At 72.8% G+C, this 19,369-nt stretch carries 12 protein-coding genes; all 12 read right to left on the reverse strand.

What is annotated here, in order from left to right; all coding sequences use genetic code 11:
- Positions 1 to 98: 98 nt before the first annotated feature.
- Complete coding sequence (locus tag ACY3FI_RS09070) at positions 99 to 2,135, reverse strand: zinc-ribbon domain-containing protein (protein ID WP_462547203.1); 2,037 nt, start codon at positions 2,133 to 2,135, stop codon at positions 99 to 101.
- Entirely contained in the window at positions 2,132 to 4,621 is a 2,490-nt protein-coding gene (locus ACY3FI_RS09075; RefSeq protein ID WP_462547204.1) for a transglutaminase TgpA family protein, read from the reverse strand. The genes ACY3FI_RS09070 and ACY3FI_RS09075 overlap by 4 nt, the downstream gene beginning before the upstream one ends.
- Positions 4,618 to 6,030, reverse strand: coding sequence for a DUF58 domain-containing protein (locus ACY3FI_RS09080; protein WP_462547205.1), 1,413 nt, complete (start codon positions 6,028 to 6,030; stop codon positions 4,618 to 4,620). The genes ACY3FI_RS09075 and ACY3FI_RS09080 overlap by 4 nt, the downstream gene beginning before the upstream one ends.
- The gene (locus ACY3FI_RS09085; protein WP_462547206.1) at positions 6,027 to 6,998 is read right to left on the reverse strand and encodes an AAA family ATPase; all 972 of its coding nucleotides are present in this window, start codon (positions 6,996 to 6,998) and stop codon (positions 6,027 to 6,029) included. The genes ACY3FI_RS09080 and ACY3FI_RS09085 overlap by 4 nt, the downstream gene beginning before the upstream one ends.
- A 55-nt stretch (positions 6,999 to 7,053) precedes the next feature.
- Positions 7,054 to 12,897 (reverse strand): Ig-like domain-containing protein, encoded by a 5,844-nt coding sequence (locus tag ACY3FI_RS09090; RefSeq protein ID WP_462547207.1) that lies wholly within the window; start codon positions 12,895 to 12,897, stop codon positions 7,054 to 7,056.
- On the reverse strand, positions 12,894 to 14,306 hold the full coding sequence (locus ACY3FI_RS09095) for a serine/threonine-protein kinase (RefSeq protein ID WP_462547208.1): 1,413 nt from the start codon (positions 14,304 to 14,306) through the stop codon (positions 12,894 to 12,896). Before ACY3FI_RS09095 ends, ACY3FI_RS09090 begins: the two co-directional genes overlap by 4 nt.
- Before the next feature lie 128 nt (positions 14,307 to 14,434).
- Positions 14,435 to 15,256: a PP2C family protein-serine/threonine phosphatase gene (locus ACY3FI_RS09100; RefSeq protein WP_462547209.1), complete on the reverse strand. Its 822-nt coding sequence runs from the start codon at positions 15,254 to 15,256 to the stop codon at positions 14,435 to 14,437.
- A 3-nt stretch (positions 15,257 to 15,259) separates the two neighbouring features.
- On the reverse strand, positions 15,260 to 16,108 hold the full coding sequence (locus ACY3FI_RS09105) for an FHA domain-containing protein (RefSeq protein ID WP_462547210.1): 849 nt from the start codon (positions 16,106 to 16,108) through the stop codon (positions 15,260 to 15,262).
- A gap of 54 nt (positions 16,109 to 16,162) precedes the next feature.
- On the reverse strand, positions 16,163 to 16,720 hold the full coding sequence (locus ACY3FI_RS09110) for a hypothetical protein (protein WP_462547211.1): 558 nt from the start codon (positions 16,718 to 16,720) through the stop codon (positions 16,163 to 16,165).
- Positions 16,721 to 16,816: 96 nt separating this feature from the next.
- Complete coding sequence (locus tag ACY3FI_RS09115) at positions 16,817 to 17,611, reverse strand: YaaA family protein (protein ID WP_462550338.1); 795 nt, start codon at positions 17,609 to 17,611, stop codon at positions 16,817 to 16,819.
- Positions 17,608 to 17,871: a F0F1 ATP synthase subunit epsilon gene (locus ACY3FI_RS09120; protein ID WP_022905458.1), complete on the reverse strand. Its 264-nt coding sequence runs from the start codon at positions 17,869 to 17,871 to the stop codon at positions 17,608 to 17,610. The genes ACY3FI_RS09115 and ACY3FI_RS09120 overlap by 4 nt, the downstream gene beginning before the upstream one ends.
- A 1-nt stretch (position 17,872) precedes the next feature.
- On the reverse strand, positions 17,873 to 19,327 hold the full coding sequence (gene atpD, locus ACY3FI_RS09125) for a F0F1 ATP synthase subunit beta (RefSeq protein ID WP_462547212.1): 1,455 nt from the start codon (positions 19,325 to 19,327) through the stop codon (positions 17,873 to 17,875).
- Positions 19,328 to 19,369 lie beyond the last annotated feature (42 nt).

Below are 19,369 nucleotides of genomic sequence, written 5' to 3' on the forward strand. Positions count from 1 at the left end.
CCCAGCCGCCCCCGCCTGTGCCGGACAGCTGCGGGCGCTGTCGCCGGCGCCGACTGAGGGTGCCCCTCCCGCTGCGGCGGGAGGGGCACCCTCTGAGCTCACTGCACGAGGAAGAACTGCTCCCCGATGTCGACCCGTGCGCCTCGTTCCACCCGGTAGCGTCGGCCGGGCTCGCATCGACGGATCGACCCGTCGATGTGCCGGACGACCGTGCCGTTGCCGGAGAACCGGTCGCTCACCCAGAGGTCCTCCCCGTCGCGTCCCAGTTCGAGGTGGGTCTTCGACACCGACTTGCCCGGGTCGTGGACGGTCACGAGGTCGTCGAAGCGCTCCCCCGGCTGCGGGCGCGGCAGACGCCCGAGCAGACCGGTGCCGTGCACGCCGAACCGCTCGCCGGTGCTGAAGTGCAGCACGAACGGCGCCTCGGTGGGCTGCTTGGCGACGATCCGGGTCTCGTCCACGTCCTCGTCCGAGTCGGCGTCGGCGCTGGTCGGCAGTTCGTCGGCGTCCGACGCAGGCAGGACCGGCCATGACGCACCGCCCGCACCGGGAGCCGTCGGAGCGGGGCGCGCGGCCGTACCGGGCAGCGGCGGCAGCGGAGCGACGAGCGGCACCGCAGCGGTGTCCGACGCGCGAGGCGCGGATGAGGGCACCGTCGCCGACCCGGGCATCGGCGGGATCACGAGGTCGCCGCCCGCGCTGGGGTGCTCGTCGGGGCCGGAGGGTGCGGCGTGCGCTCCCCGTGGTCGGATCGGCGTCCGCGGGGTCGCCTCCGTCGGGTGGTCGTCCCGCGTCTCCGCGTCGGTCATCGTCGTGCCCGCGCCGGCGCCGGCGGCGGCACCGGCGCCGGCGGCGGCACCGGCGTCGGCGGCGGCACCGGCGTCGGCGCCTGCATCGGAGCCGGCGGCGTCGGCCTCAGTCGACGCCGGGCCGCTCGTAGCCCGGTCGGTCGCATCGGCTCCGACCGTTGTCTCCTCTGCAGCAGCGGCGTTGGGCGCAGTGCGATCGGCTGGATCGCCTTCGCTCGCAGCCCCGTCGGCCACGGGGCCGTCCGATGCCGTCCCGTCGGTCCCTCGTCCGTCGCTCAGGGGGTCGCCCACCTCGTCGGACTCGTGCACCGCCGCCCAGTCGGGCCGGGCCATCGGCAGCGGCACGACCGGGCCCGTGAAGGCCGCGGTCACCGCGGGACGGACGGCGCCGCACTCGGCGCAGAAGATGTCGTCGGGTTCGAGCCGGTGCCCACACACGTGGCACGTCGTCGCCCCGGAGCCGGGCGTCACCAGCGGCGTCGGACGCGGCGGACGGCGGTCGACGAGCGGCTCCACGACCGCGGTGTCGCCGGGCTGCGGCGCGACCGGCGTCGCAGCCTGTGTCGGCCTGTCGCTGTCATCGGCCTGATCGTTCCCGACCGTGGCGTTGGCGCGTCCGATCCACCACGAGGGGCCGCTCGGTGTCGGCGGCTGCTGCTGCTCGGACGGCGGGCTCCACTGCGGCGCGGCGGCTGCGGCTGCTGGCGTCTCCTCGGTGACCGTCCGCTCGGCGACGCTGCGGTCGGCGACCCGCGTCACCTCCGGGTCGTCCTCGTCGTGGACGGCGGAGGCCGGGTAGGCGTTCGGGTCGAGCGGCGGCTCGGCGAGAGCATCGCGCTGATCGGCTTCCGGATGCCCGACAACGCGCTGGCCCGCGTCCGCCGGTCCGGCCTCGCCCTGGGCGGGTCCTGGTCGTGCGGAGTCCACCTGCAGGCGGTCGTGCTGCCGTCCACCCCCCTGTTCGGCGGGCCAGCCGTGCAGGCCGGAGTCCGAGCCGTGCACGTGGGACGGTGCACTGCGAGGGTCGAGCCCGTCCGGACCCTGGACGGGCACCGGGGCGGGTGACTCCTCGGTCCGGCGGTCGGCTCCGGTCAACCAGGCACGGGTCGCCGGGTCCAGCGTCGACTCGGGCAGCCATGCCTCGGCCGCGGGATCCGGACGCCGGCCGTGCGCGTCCGGCTGCTGCAGCGGCGGGGGCGGTGTCTGTTCGACGGGGGCGGCAGCTGCGGGACGCCGGTTCGCCGCGGCGGTCACCGCACGCCCGCACTCACCGCAGAAGATCGCCCCGTCCGGGAGCATCGATCCGCAGTGTTCGCATCTGATCACGGGGTCCTGTCCTCACTCGGCCGCCCACGGCGCTCGGCGGCCTGCAGGACATCGTAGTCACGCCGGGTCCCCGGACCCTGCGGACAGCGCCCGGTGCGACGCCCGCCGAGGGTCCGTACGGACTCGCCCGTCGACTGCGCGGCGTCCCGGAGGCGCAGGGAACGGAGCGACACCGCGGCACGGATGCGCTCCCGACGGTCACGGCCGATGCGGAGGCTCGCGACGGCCTCGTCGACCGCGGACCACATGCGGTCCGCAGCGGCGGGGTCCGCGTCGTCCGGGCCGAAGACCGAGCGATCGGCGAGGGCGGCCAGGCCGCTGCCGCCGTCGCCGGGCGCACCGGCGACGGCTTCGCGGCGGGTGGCGGAGCGGTCGACGTCGTGCCCGCGGTCGACGAGCGCGTCGCGGTACTCGTCCCACGCGCCGACGATCCGGGCGCGTGGCGTGCCGGCGCGGCGCCGACGACGGCGACGCACCCGCTTGACGAGCAGGATGCCGGCGAACGGAGCGAGCACGAGCGCGACGAAGCCGAGCGTCGCGATCACCCATGGCAGCGCCGCGAGGAGGATCTGGAGCCAGAGGGGCTGCACCGGCGGGGTCTCCCGGTCGCTCTGCGGCGGGGCCTGCTGGTCCTGGTCCTGCTGCTCGGCGGGGGGCGGCGGCACGACCGTCTCGGGCCGCGTCACCGGCTTCGGCGTCTGCAGCTGGTCGTCCGGGATCTCGCGGACCGTCGGGTTCGGGTCGATCATGACCCAGCCCCACTGCGCGGTGTCGACCTCGACCCGGGCCGTCGCGTCCGCGCCACGGAAGGTGGTCACGTCGCCGGTCGTGCGTCCGGCTCCGGCCGCACCACCCGCGTCGCCCCCGGCGGTGAACCCCATGACGACCCGTGCGGGGAAGCCCAGCTCGTCGGCCATCAGGGCGACCGCCGCCGCGTACTGCTCCTGGTCGCCGATCATCAGCGGGGCGGTGAGGAGCTCCTGGATCCGGTCGGCCCCGTGTCCGGAGCGGCTCACGCGGTCGTCGCCGACGCCGTGGCTGACGTAGCCGTCGCGCTTGATCGCCTGCACGACGGCGACGAGCTTCGCCCCGTCGGTGTCGGCGCCGCCGGACCAGCCCTCGACCCGCTCGCGGACGGCATCGGGCACGGACTGCGGCGTCGGCACCGTGGCGGTGCCCGGTCGTGCTGCGGCGAGCTGGTCGTCGCTCGGCTGGTCGGGCAGGACCGCGTCGAGGTCGTACCGCGATCCCTCGCCGACCCCGCCGACGACCGCGCCGGTCCCCGTGGAGGCGTTGTAGAAGAACGCGCCGCGCTCATCTTCGGCGTCGCGGCCGGTGAAGGCGACGCGTTCGAGGTCGCCGACCGTCGGCAGCCAGACCCCGCGGTAGCCCTCGACGGTCACGCCCACGTGGACGGACGTGCCGCGCACCCCGCGCACGTCGACCGACGTCGGCACCCGCTCGAACGTGCCCGATGCTGCGGAGCCGTCCGAGCCACCGACCCGGTAGACGACGCCGTCGTACGTGTCGAGCGTGGCCAGGCGCACGAAGCCGTCCTCGGGGAGCCCGGTGACACGGAGCTGCTCGGCGTCCGCCTGCGACTGCTCCTGGTACGCACGGAAGCCGCTGAGCGGGCTGACGTGGTCCCGCGGGTCGAAGGGCTTGACGACGTCCGTCCGTGCGACGGTCCGGGCCGTGTCCGGCGGGGCGACCAGCCCGAGCCCGGTCGCGACGACCGCGGCCGCCACGATCGTCCCGGTGCCGACCAGGGCCGGCCGGAGGACGGAGCGCCCGACGGCGACCGGTGCGCCGATGGTCGCGGCCACCGCCACCGCGCGTCGCGCGTGGCGGACGGTCAACGCCCACACGAGCGCGATGCCCGTGAGCACCACCGCGGTCGCCACCGACGTGTCGAGTCGCGTCGGCCCGACCACCACCCCGGCCGCGAACAGCACCAGTGCCGGGATGCTCGCGAGCTCCGGACGGGAGGCGCGGATCGCCGTGCTCACGGACGTCACGGTGGCGACGAGGAGCGTCACGAAGTACGGCACGAGCAGCGCCTCGTACGATCCGACCGGCAGGCTGATGGTCACCAGGCGCTTCCACCCCAGCGCCACGCCGGCGAAGAGGTCGACCAAGCCCGGCCCGGTCGGGAGGAGGCCGTTCGCCTCACCCGGCACCGCGGCCGGCACGCCGACGAGGGCGAACACCGCGACGGTCGCGACGGCGACCACCGGTGTCGGCAGTCGCGTCCACGCGCCGAGCAGCGCGACGACGGTCCCCGCGATCACGGCGGTGGCACCGGCGACGATCATCGCGTCGTCGCGGTGGACGGGCCACCAGGCGACGCTCGCGACCACGAGCAGGAGCCACACCACGAGGGTGCCGCCGACCAGACGTGACGGCGGCAGGCGTCGGGCCTGCCGCCGGGCGTCACGCCGGACGGTCCGACGCGCGCGGGTCTGCGGCGCCGCATCGACGCTCATGCGGCGGCCGATCGGTGGAGGGCGTGGCGGAGGTCGTCCAGGTAGCCGATGGTCATCACCGTCAGCCCGGCGACGCGCACGAAGCGCGGCTGGGCCTCGGGCTCGCAGATCACGGCGACCACCTCGACGCCGACCGGGAAGCGCGTGGCCGCGAGCCGCAGGGCGGGCAGTTCGACGGTCGACCCGACGACGAGGAAGGCCACCGAGATGCCGGCGGTGTCGTTCCCCGCGATGCGGGCCACCTCGGCGATCGGCAAGCAGGCGTCGGCGAGCCCGACGGAGGCGAACTCGTCGAGCAGCCGCGTCGGGGTCACCGTCGGCAGCGGGTGCACGGCGTACACCGGACGCTTGGCGAACTCCGGCGTCCGTTCCGACACGACGACGGTGACCTCGCGACCGTCGCGGATCGCCCGGGTGCCCAGTGATGCGGCGGCGCTCACCGCGAGCTCGAACTCCTCGTCGTCGGCGAACTCCGCACGCGCGACGCCGAGTGCGATCACGAGGTGCGACCGACGGGTGTCCTCGAACTGCCGCACCATGAGCGCTCCGGACTTCGCCGTCGACTTCCAGTGGATCGTGCGCGGGTCGTCGCCCGGCATGTACTCACGGATGGCGTGGAACGCGATGTCGGCGGGCGAGAGGTCGGTGGTGGCCTGCCCCTCGAGGTCGCGCACCAGGCCCGTGCTCGTGGACGGGATCGCGATGGTCCGCGGGTGCACGATGACCTGCTCGCGGGCCGTCCACACGATCTCGCGGCGCACGAGCCCGACCGGGTCCGCCCGCACGCCGGTGACCGGACCGACGTCGAGCACGCCGCGCCGTAGGGTCGGCACCGGGACCTCCTGCTCGAAGGTGCCGCGTGGCGCGACCGACGGCACCGCGACGTCGACGAGTCCGGAGCCGACCGGGACCTCGACCGTGACCGGCACCGAGGGCAGCCGGGCGGGGTTCTCGGCGGCGACCACGACACCGGCCGCGTCACCGACCGCGACGCGGTGCTGCGGCAACCGCATCCGGATCAGGAGCCGAGACCGACCGATCAGCGCGATCGCGGCGACCACAACGAGGAGGGCGCCGGCGAAGCCGACGACCACGATCTCGCGCAGGCCGAAGCGGTACCCCGCGACGAAGGCGACGAGCGTCAGGGCACCCACCGTCCAGCCCAGGCCGGTGACCACGGACGAGACCTCCGCCCACCCGCGCTTGACGAGCCTCCAGACCGTTGCCCAGCCACGCGCCAGGCCGACGAGCGCGTCGGCGGCGACCCCCTCGCGGTCCCCCACGAGCCGGGTGCGGACGTTCGTCAGGCCGGCGACCGTCCCGGTGCGCTCGTACGCCGTCGCACCGCGACGCGACCGCGTCGAGGTCGGGCGGCGTGAACGCGTCGAGACGGGCCGGCGGTCGGTCACGAGGCGGCCCGGTCCGCCGGCGGCGGCGTCTCGACGAGCAGCTGCGCGACGACGCTCGTCGCGGAGACGCCGTCGAACTCGGCCTCCGCGTCGAGGACGATCCGGTGGGCGAGGACCGGGACCGCGAGGGCCTTGACGTCGTCGGGCGTCACGTAGTGCCGGCCGCTGAGCGCCGCGAACACGCGCGATGCGCGCATCAGCCCCATCGCACCGCGCACGCTGACGCCGAGTCGGACCTCGCTCGCCGAGCGCGTGGCGTCCACCAGGCGGGCGACGTAGTCGGCGATGACGGCGTCGACGTGGACCGTACGGGCGAGCGCCGCCATCTCGGTGATCGTCGCGGCCGGCACGACGCTCGCGAGCGGCACCGAGGCCGAGGGCGCGGACGAGGTCTCGAGGATCTTGACCGTGGCGGCATGGTCCGGGTAGCCGATGGACGTCTTCATGAGGAAGCGGTCCAGCTGCGCCTCAGGGAGTCGGTACGTGCCGGCCTGCTCGACGGGGTTCTGGGTCGCGATGACCATGAAGGGCGGGGCCAGGCGGTGGTTGACGCCGTCGACGGTGATCGCGGCCTCCTCCATCGCCTCGAGCAGCGCCGACTGGGTCTTCGGACTCGCGCGGTTGATCTCGTCCGCGAGCACGATGTTGGCGAAGACCGGACCCCGGTGGAAGTCGAACTCCTGCGTGCGCTGGTCGTAGACGCTGATGCCGGTGATGTCGCCGGGGAGCAGGTCGGGCGTGAACTGGATGCGGTTCGTCGAGCCCTGCACGCTCTGCGCGAGCGCCCGGGCGAGACTCGTCTTGCCGGTGCCGGGGACGTCCTCGAGCAGGAGGTGGCCCTCGCTGAGCATCGCGGTGACCGCCAGGCGGATCACGAAGGTCTTCCCGAGGAGCACCTGCTCGACGTTGGTCACGATGCGGCCGGCGACGTCGGCGAACCAGGTGGCCTGCTCCGGGGTCATGCTCATGCGGGGTGTCTTCCTCGTGGTCGGGGACGGCGGTGTGGGCAGCGTACGGGCAGGGTCAGCCTGCGGGCGCCGGATCGGCGGGCGGGTCGGCGGGTGTGACCGTGAACGACGGCGAGCTGTCCCCGGTCGTCCGGAGGCTGCCGTTCGCCTTCGCGGTCACCGAGGCGCGGACCTCGACCGTCGCGGCGGCGTCCGGCGGCGTGGGCGGCGTGGTACCGGAGTCCCACGAGTCGGTGCCCCGGAACTGACCGGCGTCGTCGAACCAGAAGGCCGTGAACTGCACCGCGATGTCGTCCGACGCGGACGGGCCGGACACCGAGATGGCCTTGCCGTGCTGCGCGGTCTGGACCGTGGTCGTGGCGTCCAACGCGATCGCGGTCACCTGCTTCGACGCGCCGTCGTCCGTGCAGAACGAGCTGCCGGGGCCACCGCAAGCCCGCATGGTGACGCTGACCGGACGGTTGCGTCCTCCGTCGCCGGGCACGCCGCTCCAGGACTCGCCGGGCTGCAGGCTCACGACGTTCCCGTTGCCCAGTTCGAGCTGGTAGTGGTCGGCGGGCCAGCGCGACGCCGTGATCTCCGCGTTCGGCTGGTTGCCGGTCGTCGAGGTGAGTCCCACCGTCGGGTCGGCCGTCGCCCGCGGGGTCTCGTAGGCGACGGTCGAGGCGTACTGCACGTTGCAGAAGAGACCGTTGGAGACGACCACTGCGAAGGTCTGCTGGCCGCCTTCGACGCCGGTGACCGTCGTCGGGCTCGAGGTCCCGAGCGACGGGCCGTTGTCGGCCGCGCAGTCGAGGCCGCCGGACCGGTAGACGCGGTACGTGGGGCTCGCACCACCGGCGGGATCGGCCCCCCGCCAGCTGACGGTCACGACGGACCGGCCGTTGCCGTCCGACGTGGTGCTGGCGACCGCGGAGACGTTCACGGGTTTCCCCGGGGTGCCGACGGCCGAACCGGTGGCTGTGCCGGTGTTCCACTGCACGACGGTGCCGTTGCGGTCGGCGCCGTTCCGGGGCGAGACGGACACCGTGTACTTCGCGCCGCTGGCCGCGCCGGTGAACGACGTGCTCGTGGCCGTGCCGACGTTCCGGGTGGTGGAGAGCCCGGGTCCCTCGATCGAGACCACGTAGCTGTCCACCGGGGTGCCGTTGCTCGGCGCGGGGACGGCGGACCAGGCGACGTCGAGCTGGTTGGGCGTGGAGCCGCTCGGTGTGACCGTGATCGTCTTCGGCGGTGCCGGGACGAAGTCGGCGCTCACCGGGGTCGACTCCGGCGATGCCTTCGAGTCCCCCACGGTGTTCGAGGCGACGACCGAGAACCGGTACGACCCCTTCGGGTCGAGCCCGGTGATCGTGCAGACCGTCGCCGTGCCGCAGTCCTTCGCCACGCCGTTCGTGCCCTGCAGCCGGTAGCGGGTGATCGGCGAGTTGTTCGCCTGCGGAGTGGACCACGTCAGCGTCGCCTGGCCGCCCTCGTAGGAGCCGGTGCGGGTCGGTGCGCCCGGCGCGTCGGGGACGTCCTGGACCGAGATCGTGACGTCGCCCCAGACGGAGCGTTCGGGGTCGTCGGTGGCGTCCGCCACCTGGTACTGGAGGTGCGCGTCGACGGGCTTCGCGTTCGCCGCGACGCTCACCTGGAGGCGGGACCGGTCGGCGCTCGGGGTCACCGCGACGCCCGCGGGCAGGCCGCCGCCGAGACCGCGGATGGCCACGACGCGGAGCCGCTCCGACGGGAACGGGTTCGTCGGCTGGTCGTTCGCGAGCACGTCGATCGTGGTCGTGCCGCCACGCTTCGTCACTGCGGTGTCCGCACCCGGCTGCACGAGCGGTCTGGTGGAGGCGACGACGCTGACCTGCACCGTTCCGGAGCGTCCCGCGTTCGTGGCGTCCGCGACGCCGATCCCGATCGCTGCCGTGGTGTTCTTCCGCGCGGTGTCGGCCACGGCGATGGTGAGCTGCTGGCCGCTGATCGTCGCGGTCGTGCCCGCAGCAGGCTGGCTGACGACCGAGTACCGCAGCTCCGGGAGGTCGTCCGGGTACGGGTAGTCGGTGAGTCGGGCGAGGTCGATCTTGCGGGACTCACCCGGCTGCATGTCGACCGCCGAGCCCGTGAAGGCCGGCGGCTGGTTCGACCGCGGTGTGACCTTGATCGGCAGCACGAGCGTCGCGACGCGGCCCTTGCCCCCGTTCGCGCTGGACCCGTCGGTCACCTCGAAGGAGATCGAGGCGTTGCCGTAGTAGAGCTTGGAGGACGTGAACTGGAGCGTAGACCGGTCGACGACGAGGTCCTTGCCGTCGGCGTGGGTCGCCTTCACGGTGCCGTCGTCGGTGATCTGCGCGGTCTGCCCGTTCGCCGTCACCACGTAGTCCTCGAGCGGGATGCGGACCGTCGATTCACTCTTGACCGTGACGGCTCCGGCGGCCCGGTTGATCTGCGGCAGGGCGTCGTCGAAGCCCGGCACGTGGATGAACCCGTACGACACGATGTCCGGGTGGTCCTCCCGGGCGACCGAGAAGGGGATCACCTGGGACTCGTCGGTCAGTCGGACGACGATGCGCTGGTCCGTCGTCGTGCTGGCCGTGTCGCCGTACCCGTCCACCACACCGACCCGCAGGTCGGCCGCGGTGCCCTCGGCGAAGAAGACGTTCTCGAGGACGTCGACCGTGACGCTCTGCCGGTGCAGGATGTCCTGCAGGTCGAGCGTGGTGTCGTCGACCTCGGGTCGCAGGGGTCGGGCGTCCGGGTCCACCGTGACCGTGAGGAACGCCGTGCTCGAGCCTCCGTTGGTGTTCACGACGGTGTAGAGCACGGCGTAGTCGCCGGACTCCGCCGAGGCCGGCGGCGTGACCCGCACCTGCTGGCCACCGAGGACCTTCGCGCGCACGTCGGCTGCGGTCGGCTCGGCCTCCGTCACGGTGAGCTGACCGCCCTGCGGGTCGGAGTCGTTCTGCAGCACGCGGACGGTCACGGTGCCGCCGGGGCGGATCGTCACGTGGTCGGCCTCGGCGATCGGGTTCGACGCCTGTTCGGCCCGAGGGGCGATGCCCACCCGGACGGTGCCCGTCGCACGGGCGCCGAGGGCGTCGACGACCGTGTACGTGAACTCGTCCGTCCCCGCGGAGTAGTCCCCTGCCTCGTACGTCAGCGAGTCGGTGTCGATGTCGCTGACCGAGCCCTTGTCCGGGTTCGACGCGACGCCGACGAGCTGGACGGAGTCACCGTCCGGGTCGATGCCGTTCAGGGGGACGGACACCTGCACGGACTGCCCGGCGACGACCCGGGCCGTGACGGTCTGCGGCACCGGTGGGTTGTTCGTGGCGGCGTCGCGCTCGCGGACGGAGATGGACACCGCCGCGTCGGCGTACTGTCCGTCCGGGCCCGCGACGCGGTACACGGCCGTGTAGCTGCCGGGGGTCTCGGGCGCGAGGTAGCGCAGGTGGTCGCCCGACACGAAGAGCAGTCCGCCGTCGCCGGGGACGTTCTGCACCAGGTCCGGGAGCAGTGTCAGCGGCTCACCCTCGGGTTGCGTGTCGTTCGCGAGGACGTCGATGTTCGCCACGTCGCCGACGCGCACCGTGGCGCTGTCGGGCTGCGCGACCGGTGGCTGGATGCGGTCCGGCCGGGGGATCTCGACGACCGTGACCGTGCCGGTGGACGACGCGAGACCGTTCGTGACCGTGTAGCCGAACGAGACCGGGCCGTCGAGCGGAGCGGTCAGGGTGACGCGCACGGTGTGCTGGTCGAGCACGCTCGCCTGCACGCCGCTGCCGCGCCCTGGGCCGTCGAGCGCGGTCACGAGGAGCACGCCGCCCGCCGGGTCGATGTCGGTTGCGGTGACGTCGGTGTCCTTCGTCGACAGCGTCGTCACGAACACCGTCTTCGGCGTGGTGATCGGCGCCGTCGAGGCGTCCGGCGGCGCGAGGATCGTCACCCGGACGATGCCACTCGCAGTCTTCACGCCGTCGGTGACCGTGTACTCGAGCTGGTGGTCGCCCACGCTGGCTCCCTGCACCCGGAAGGTGCCGGCGTCGTAGCTCGGGGTGACGGTGAGCCCGGTCGCCGACGAGACGCTCGTGAGCGTCACCGTGCCGTTCCCGCCGCGGACGTGGTCCAGCGGGTCGACGGTGAACGCCTTGCCGGCGTAGCCCTGGACGGGGAACGGGTCGGCGTCGAGCGGGACCGCGCCTGGTCTGGCCACCCGGACCGTGACCGCGCCGCGGCCGTCGTCGCGGCCGTCGCTCACGACGAGCTGGACGGAGCGCTCCCCCGCCCGTCCACTCGCGTTGCGGAAGTCGAGCAGGCCGTCCGGCGTGGTCGACACCCGGTCGCCGTCGGAAGCGCTCGCGGACTTCAGGTACACCGGGTCGCCGTCCGGGTCCACCCAGTCCCCGAGCACGTTCGTCACGACGTGCCCGTTCTGCACGACGTCGGCCGAGGTGTCGCGCACCTGCCGGGGCGGCTCGTTCTCGGAGTCCGGCCGCACCGTGACCCGCACCGTGGCGGTGTCCGATCCGCCGTTGCCGTCCGTGATCGTGTACGGGAACGAGACCGTCCCGCTGGCCCGGCCGGACAGGGTGACCTGCAGCCGCTGGCCGTCGCCGACGATCGCGACCGACCCGAGGGCGCGGTCGATGGTCCCGACCTCGCTGATCACGAGCGGGTCGCCGTTCGGGTCGTAGTCGTTGAGCAGGACCGGGAGGCTCGTGGTGCGTCCGGGACGCGCGCCCAGCTGGTCGTCGACCGCCACCGGCGGTTTCTGGTCCTTGTCGATCTCGGGGTCGTCGTCGGAGACCTGCTCCTGCTGCTGGTCGTCGTCCTTCTTGACCAGGTCGGCCCAGTTGTCGATGAGCTGCCCACTGCGGTCGATCGCCCACGACCGACCGCTCTGCGGGTCGTTCGCCACGACCGTGCGGCCGTTGTGCACGATCTGCAGGTCGCCGGCGCCTCCGGTGCCGGCGAGGCGCTGCACCGCTCGGCCCCGGCAGGAGTCGACCGCCTGGCCACCGGCCCACGCGGCGTACGTGCAGCTCCCGACGACCGCGGGCCGCGCAGCCCGTCCGCCGACCTCGAGCGCGGTGGCCCGGACCGCACCCGACGCCGAGACGTGCACGAGCCCGGCGGTGCCGGCGACCACGAGGTCGTCGACGCCGTCGGCGGAGTGCTGCAGCGCTGGCGCCGACCCGACGCGGTCACCGAGCTCGACGGAGTCGCCGTCGACCGACAGCGCACCGGACGTCCGGTCGAGGACGGCGACGTGGTCTCCGAACGCCGCGACCTGCAGGTCGTCGGTACGATCCATCCGGACGGTCCAGCGCTTCGCGACGGACAGGGTCGTGCCGACGTCGACGAGCGACGCGGTCGAGGTCTTCGGTGAGTAGACGGCCACGTGCTGGTCGGAGGCGTCGAACACCGCGTCGGCGCCGAGCGTCAGGTCTGCCTTCGCGGACGAGTCGAAGTCGGCGAGGTCCTTCGCCGGGGTCCCCCAGAGTTCACCGGTGTCCGCGTTGCCGATCACGGCGGTCGACCCGGCGAAGAACACCTGCGGTGACCCCGCCGGCAGCGTGACGGCGTCGCCGACGGTGGCGTCCGCGACGTCGACCTTCGCGACCGTGCCCTTGGTCTCGTCGACGCTGTAGACGGTGGATCCACGCTGCAGCACGGCGAGCGCGTCGCTCGAGGTCTCGACCGCGGTGTTCAGTTGGAGGACCTCGGTGTTCGCCCGGCCGACGGCACCGTACTCGGCCGACGGCACCCAGACGGTCCCGTCGCCGAGGTCGATGCGCTGCGTGTGGTAGCCGGACGAGGTGATCGCCGCCGACGCCACGACCGCACCGACGACGATCGACGCCCCGACCGTGACCGCAGCGGAGCGGTGCTTCGCGAGGAACGCCCGGATCACCCGGGACCGCCGATCGTGGCGCACTCCTGTGCGCTCGCGACGCCGGTCTTGCCGTCGCGGTTCACGGCGACGGCGATGCACTGCTCTTCGCCCTTCGCGCCCGAGACGACGAAGGTGGTGCCGGACTGCTGGCTCGACGCACCGTTCGACGACACCACGTAGGTGTCCCCGGATCGCAGGCCCGGGTCCGACCAGGTGAAGGTCACCGACGAGGCCGTCGTCCGTGCCCGCAGGTCCGACACCACCGGGATCGCTCCCGTGCCGACTCGGCTCACGACGAGGACCGTCGCGACGGCGAGGGCGGCGACCACCACGACGGCGAGCGAGGACGCCCAGAGCAACGTGGAACGGGTCCGGCGACGGGCGCGGGTGACCGACCCCGTCCGTTGTACGGTGCCGACGCTGCCGAACGCAGCCGAGGCGGTGCCGCCCTGCACCGCTCTCCGGGTGCGGCGTCGACTGCCGACCCGGGTCGGCGGCTGGAGCTCGCGGACCATCGTGCGGTCGCCGTCCGGCATCGGTGTGGCGACCGCCCAGGCCTCGACCGCGACGTCGGCCGCGGTCTGCGGGATCCCGAGCTCCGCCTCGACCTGCTGCAGGCCGCGGACGAGCTCCATCACGGTCGCGGGACGCCCCGCGACCTTGCGGGACATCGCGGCGGCGAGCAGCCGTTCCAGCGACGGCGGGACGTCCGAGCGTCCCGTCGGCTTGGGACCACCCTTGTCGATGCGGCTCATCAGGTCGGCGGCGCCGTTCTTGCCGCCCCGGACCTCGAAGGGGCTGCGTCCGGCGAGGAGCGAGAAGACGGTGGCAGCGAGCGAGTAGACCTCGGACTGGATCGTTCCGCGGGACTCGTCGATGAGGACCTCGGGGGCGGACCACGGGATCGACATGCCGACGGGCTCGTCGGGGTCGGTCCCCCCGATGGTCGCCGCGATGCCGAAGTCCGACAGGACGGGGTTGCCGTAGGCGGTGACGAGGATGTTCGACGGCTTGATGTCGCGGTGCAGGACGCCTTCGCGGTGCGCGGTCTCGAGCGCCGACCCGATCCGGATGCCGATGGTCAGGACCTCGGACACCGGGATCGGTTCACGCCGGTACCGCTCGCTGAGCGACGACGAACAGAGCTCCATGACCAGGTAGGGACGTCCGTCGGAGGCCACGCTCGCCTGGAACACCGTGAGGATCGAGGGGTGCGTGCTCAGCCGTGCCATGAGGTTCGCCTCGGCCTGGAACATCTGACGGACACGGTCGTCGACGACCTCGTCGAGGAGCACCTTGACGGCGACCTGACGCCGGGGCATGTCCTGCTCGTAGAGGAACACGTCGGCGAAGCCACCGGAACCGAGCACGTGGACGGGGCTGAACCCGGGGATGACGGGCGGGGACGACGGCAGACGTCGCGCCATGGTCCCTCCCTCCCCGGCCGGTGGCCGGCTCTCTCGTGACGGCGCTGCAAGTCTACGAAACCGCGAGCAACCGACATTCCGCCCGTCGATCACCCGTGCGGTCCGGTTCCCCCCAGTTCGGGGGCCGGTCAGTGCCTCGGCAGCGTGTCCTCGACGTCGCCGTCGTCCGGCGCACCGTCGACCTGGACGACGACCACGGTCACGTTGTCGCGTCCACCTGCGACGACCGCGTCGCCGACGAGCCGCACGGCGAGGTCCTGCGCCGACGGTACGAGCGCCGCGATACGGGCGATGCCGGCGTCTCCGAGTTCCTTCGTGAGACCATCCGAACACATCAGGTACCGGTCCCCGGCACGCAACGGGAGGGTCCACCAGTCGGGCTCCGGCGGCTCGCCGAACCCGACGGCGCGGGTGATGACGTTGCTGTCCGGGTGCCGCTCGGCGTCCTCGGCACGGAGGAGCCCCGCATCGACCATCTCCTGCACCACCGAGTGGTCGACGGTCACCCGCCGCATCGTGCCGCCCTCGATCCGGTAGGTGCGCGAGTCGCCGACGTTGAACACCAGTGCCGCAGGCTGCCCCTGCGAGGCGACGAGGGCCAGGCCCGTGACCGTGGTACCGGCACCGATCGCGTTGCCGCCCGCGGCCCGTTCGATGTCGGCGGTGGCGAGCAGGAGCGCACGCTGGATCTGCTGCCGTGTCGCGAACGGCCCGGTCGTCGACTCCTCGAGCCGTCGCACGACGGCGTCGCTGGCGCGGTCACCCGCGAGGTGACCGCCCATCCCGTCGGCGACCACGAAGAACGGGGCGCCGACGACGTAGCTGTCCTCGTTGTGGTCACGGCGACGACCGACGTCGGTCGCGGCTCCCCAGGAGAGCGTCAGGGGGGTGCCGTCAGCACCCGGGACGTGGATGGCGTGCGCAGTCGCTGCGCGGCCGATTTCGGTCACGTGTCAGGGTCGCTCTCTGGGGTGTCGTGTGCCGGTGGTCGGTGGACCGGGCGGCGGAGCCGTGAAGGGATCGAGGTCGTCCGCCGTCGGTGCGGCCCGGAGGTGCGGCGAGAGGACCTCGATGACGTTGCCGTCACCGATCTCGACAACCGTACCCGTCAGCACGACGTTGGAGGCACCCGATCGCATCCGGAACGGCGCTGCACCCGGCGGACGGACCACCGTGCCGTTCGTCGACCGGAGGTCCTCGACCACGGCGGCCTCTCCCTCGGCGTGCACGAGGACGTGCGACGACGACACCTGGCCGCTCGGCGAGGGCACGGTCACGAGGACCGGTTCCGGTCCACGCAGGACACGCGGCAGGCCTGGCCGCCGGCCGATGACGACGGGCTGGTCGAGCCGGACGACACGACCGGCGACCCGCACGGACGGGACGCGCCGCGTCGGGGGCGCTGCGGGGCCGGGAGCCGCGCGGTGGTCGCCGCCGTCGGCACGGCGCACCTCCGTCGGGGTGGTCACTCCGGAGGTGTCCGACCGGTGCCGGACCACCGTGTCCTCGGGATCGCCTGCGGGCGGACCGCTCCGGAGCGCTCGGACGGCCGGCAGGATGACGGTGTCGCCGAGCGGGTCGTCCTCCGGGACCGGGACGTGCGTCCTCGCGCGGACGACCGTCGCGTCGGACGGATCGTCGCGCACGTCGGCGGTCGCGGGCGATTCCGGACGCGATGTCGGAACCGGTGGGATCGGCCGGATCACCGTGTCGCCGAGCGGGTCGGTTCCGCCCGACTCCCGCGAGCCGTCCGAGGAGCGCGGTCGCCGCACGATCGTGTCGTCGATGTCGTCGTCGCGCACCCGAGCCCTCCCAGCGTGGTCGTGACCACCGTAGACGATCCGGTCCGCCCTGCCTCACCGACGCTCCCACACCGGCTCGCTGCCGGCGCGTACCGTCCGCAGCACCAGGCCCGCGAGCGGATCGTCCGCGCACAGGTCGATCGCGTACCGCGCACGGGTCTGGGCGCGGGCGGACGACCCGAGCGCCCAGGAACACCACGCCGCGACAGCCAGGGCACCGGCGGCGCCGCTCGCCGAGTCGGCGTCCGGGTCGTCGACGCGCCACGCTCGCCATGTCTCGGCACAGCGGTCGCCGGCCATGCGGACGCGGTCGCGGTCCGGCGACGGCCCGATCCCGAGCAGCCCGTCCGGGATCGGGTCGGAGAAGGGGTCGAAGGGCCGCAGCGCACGTGCTGACGGACGACCGGGGGCGGCGAGGAAGGCGACGAGCGCCAGGCGCGAGGCGAGAGCGGCGCACGCCGTCGTGACCGCGATGCGACCGGGCCGCGTGAGCGGCCCGGCGCCGGGGGCGACGAGCGCGGCCGCCGCGGTGGGGAGGGTGACGGCGGCCGCGATCTCGCGGGGGTGGCGCACCAGGTGGTCAGCGGGGGAACGTGTCGTGACGGGGATCATGCACGACATCGAAACGCGCCCAGCGCCTCCAGGCCGTGACCGGCGGTCCGTCTGTGGACGGACGGCCGTCCTGCTCCCCCGGTGCAGGACGATCCGTCAGACCGCCGCGGGCTCCAGGCTCTCCGCGACGAGGTCGAGGCCGGGCGCCCCGGCGGCGGTGAGCGCGTCCGTCGGTTCGAGCACGACGCCGTTGGCCGCCGCCCACGCGAGCAGGTCCGCGAGGGACCCGATGTCTGCGCCGGTGCGTCCGAGCATCGCGACGAGACGACCCTTCGCGGTCTTGTTCCAGTGGTTCAGTGCCTTCCGGCGCCCGGACCCGTCGACGCTCACCACCCGCGGGGCCAGCGCACCCGGCACCGGCCCGAGCACCCGGTAGCCCTCCGATCGGAGGTCGAGCACCAGACCGGCACCCGCACGTGCGAGGAGCGCACGGGTCGACGGAGCAGGCCAGTGCGCAGCGAGGCGGAGGGTGCCGAGACGCGAATCGTGCGACAGGCGGTACGCGGGGATCACGTCGCCGGCACCGATCGGACCGAACATCGCCGACTGCACGACGACGTGGTCGAACCACCAGGCGCGCGTCGCAGCGTCGGCACCCAGCGCGTCCAGCGGGTCGTAGAGCACGCCCGTGTACCGGTCGATCGCAGCCATCGTGCCGGAGGTGCCGAGCACCAGGTTGCGGTGCCGCTCCTCGATCGACCGCGGGCCGAGCTTCAGTGCCGTCCGTGCGGTGGACTCCTCGGAACTGACGGAGCGGGCCGCGGTGATCACCGCGGCCCGCTCGTCGGCCAGTTCCGGGAAGGACAGCGCACCCAGGTCGAGGGTGCGCGCCGTGTCCCCGCCCTCCCGCTTCGTCTCCGAAGGCGGGAGGAGGACGGTCAGTCCGGTCAGGAGGCCAGCGCGGCCTGCCGCGCCACGATCGTGACCGTGTCGTGCTCGACCGACAGGAAGCCGTCCTCGGCGTCCGCGGCCACCGTCGAGCCGTCGGCCCGGGTGATGCGGACCTGGCCCTGCGCGAGGGTGGCGAGCAACGGCTCGTGCCCCGCGAGGATGCCGATCTGGCCCTCTGTCGTGCGTGCGACGACCATGGTGGCGTCGCCCGACCAGACCTCGCGGTCGGCCGAGACGACGCTCACGGTGAGTGCCGCCATGTCAGCGGTTCTCCTTCTGGATCTGCGCCCACTTCTCTTCCACGTCGTTGATGCCACCGACGTTGAAGAACGCCTGGGTCGCGACGTGGTCGAACTCGCCGTCGGCGATCGCGCGGAACGACTCGATGGTGTCCTTCAGCGGGACGGTCGAACCCTCGACGCCCGTGAACTTCTTCGCCATGTACGTGTTCTGCGAGAGGAACTGCTGGATCCGACGAGCGCGCTCGACCGTGATCTTGTCCTCTTCGGAGAGCTCGTCGACACCGAGGATCGCGATGATCTCCTGCAGCTCCTTGTTCTTCTGGAGGATCTGCTTGACGCGCGTCGCGGTCTCGTAGTGGTCGGCACCCAGGTAGCGGGGGTCCATGATCCGCGACGTGGAGGTCAGCGGGTCGATGGCCGGGTACAGGCCCTGCGACGCGATCTCACGGGAGAGCTCGGTCGTGGCGTCGAGGTGCGCGAACGTGGTCGCCGGGGCCGGGTCGGTGTAGTCGTCGGCCGGCACGTAGATCGCCTGCAGCGAGGTGATCGAGTGACCACGGGTCGAGGTGATGCGCTCCTGGAGCACACCCATCTCGTCCGCGAGGTTCGGCTGGTAGCCCACCGCGGAGGGCATGCGCCCGAGCAGCGTCGAGACCTCGGAACCGGCCTGCGTGAAGCGGAAGATGTTGTCGATGAAGAGGAGCACGTCCTGCTTCTGGACATCGCGGAAGTACTCCGCCATCGTCAGCGCCGACAGGGCCACGCGCAGGCGCGTTCCCGGCGGCTCGTCCATCTGGCCGAACACGAGGGCGGTCTTGTCGAAGACACCCGCCTCTTCCATCTCACCGATGAGGTCGTTGCCCTCACGGGTGCGCTCACCGACACCGGCGAACACCGAGACACCACCGTGGTCCTGCGCGACGCGCTGGATCATCTCCTGGATGAGGACCGTCTTGCCGACGCCCGCACCACCGAAGAGGCCGATCTTGCCACCCTGCACGTACGGGGTGAGGAGGTCGATCGACTTGATGCCGGTCTCGAACATGGTGGTCTTCGACTCGAGCTGGTCGAAGGCCGGCGCCTTGCGGTGGATCGGCCAGCGCTCGGTGATCTCGAGCTTCTCGTCGGTGTTGAGCACGTTGCCCAGCACGTCGAAGACCTTGCCCTTGGTGACGTCGCCGACGGGGACCGAGATCGGGGCGCCCGAGTCACGGACCTCCTGACCGCGGACGAGACCATCGGTCGGCTTCAGCGAGATGGCACGGATCAGGTCGTCGCCGAGGTGCTGCGCGACCTCGAGGCCGATCTCCTGCACGGAGTCACCGATGGTGATCGTCGTGTACAGGAGGTTGTACATCTCCGGGATCGCGTCGTGCGGGAACTCGATGTCGACGACGGGACCCGTGACACGGGCGATCCGGCCGACACCGGGCGCCGACGACGTCTCGACCGCGGTGGTTGCGGTGTCGGTCATGGCGTGTGCCTTCCTGAGGGGTTCTGTCCGCGAGCTTCGCGG

It is taken from the genome of Curtobacterium sp. RM9 (assembly GCF_054956955.1).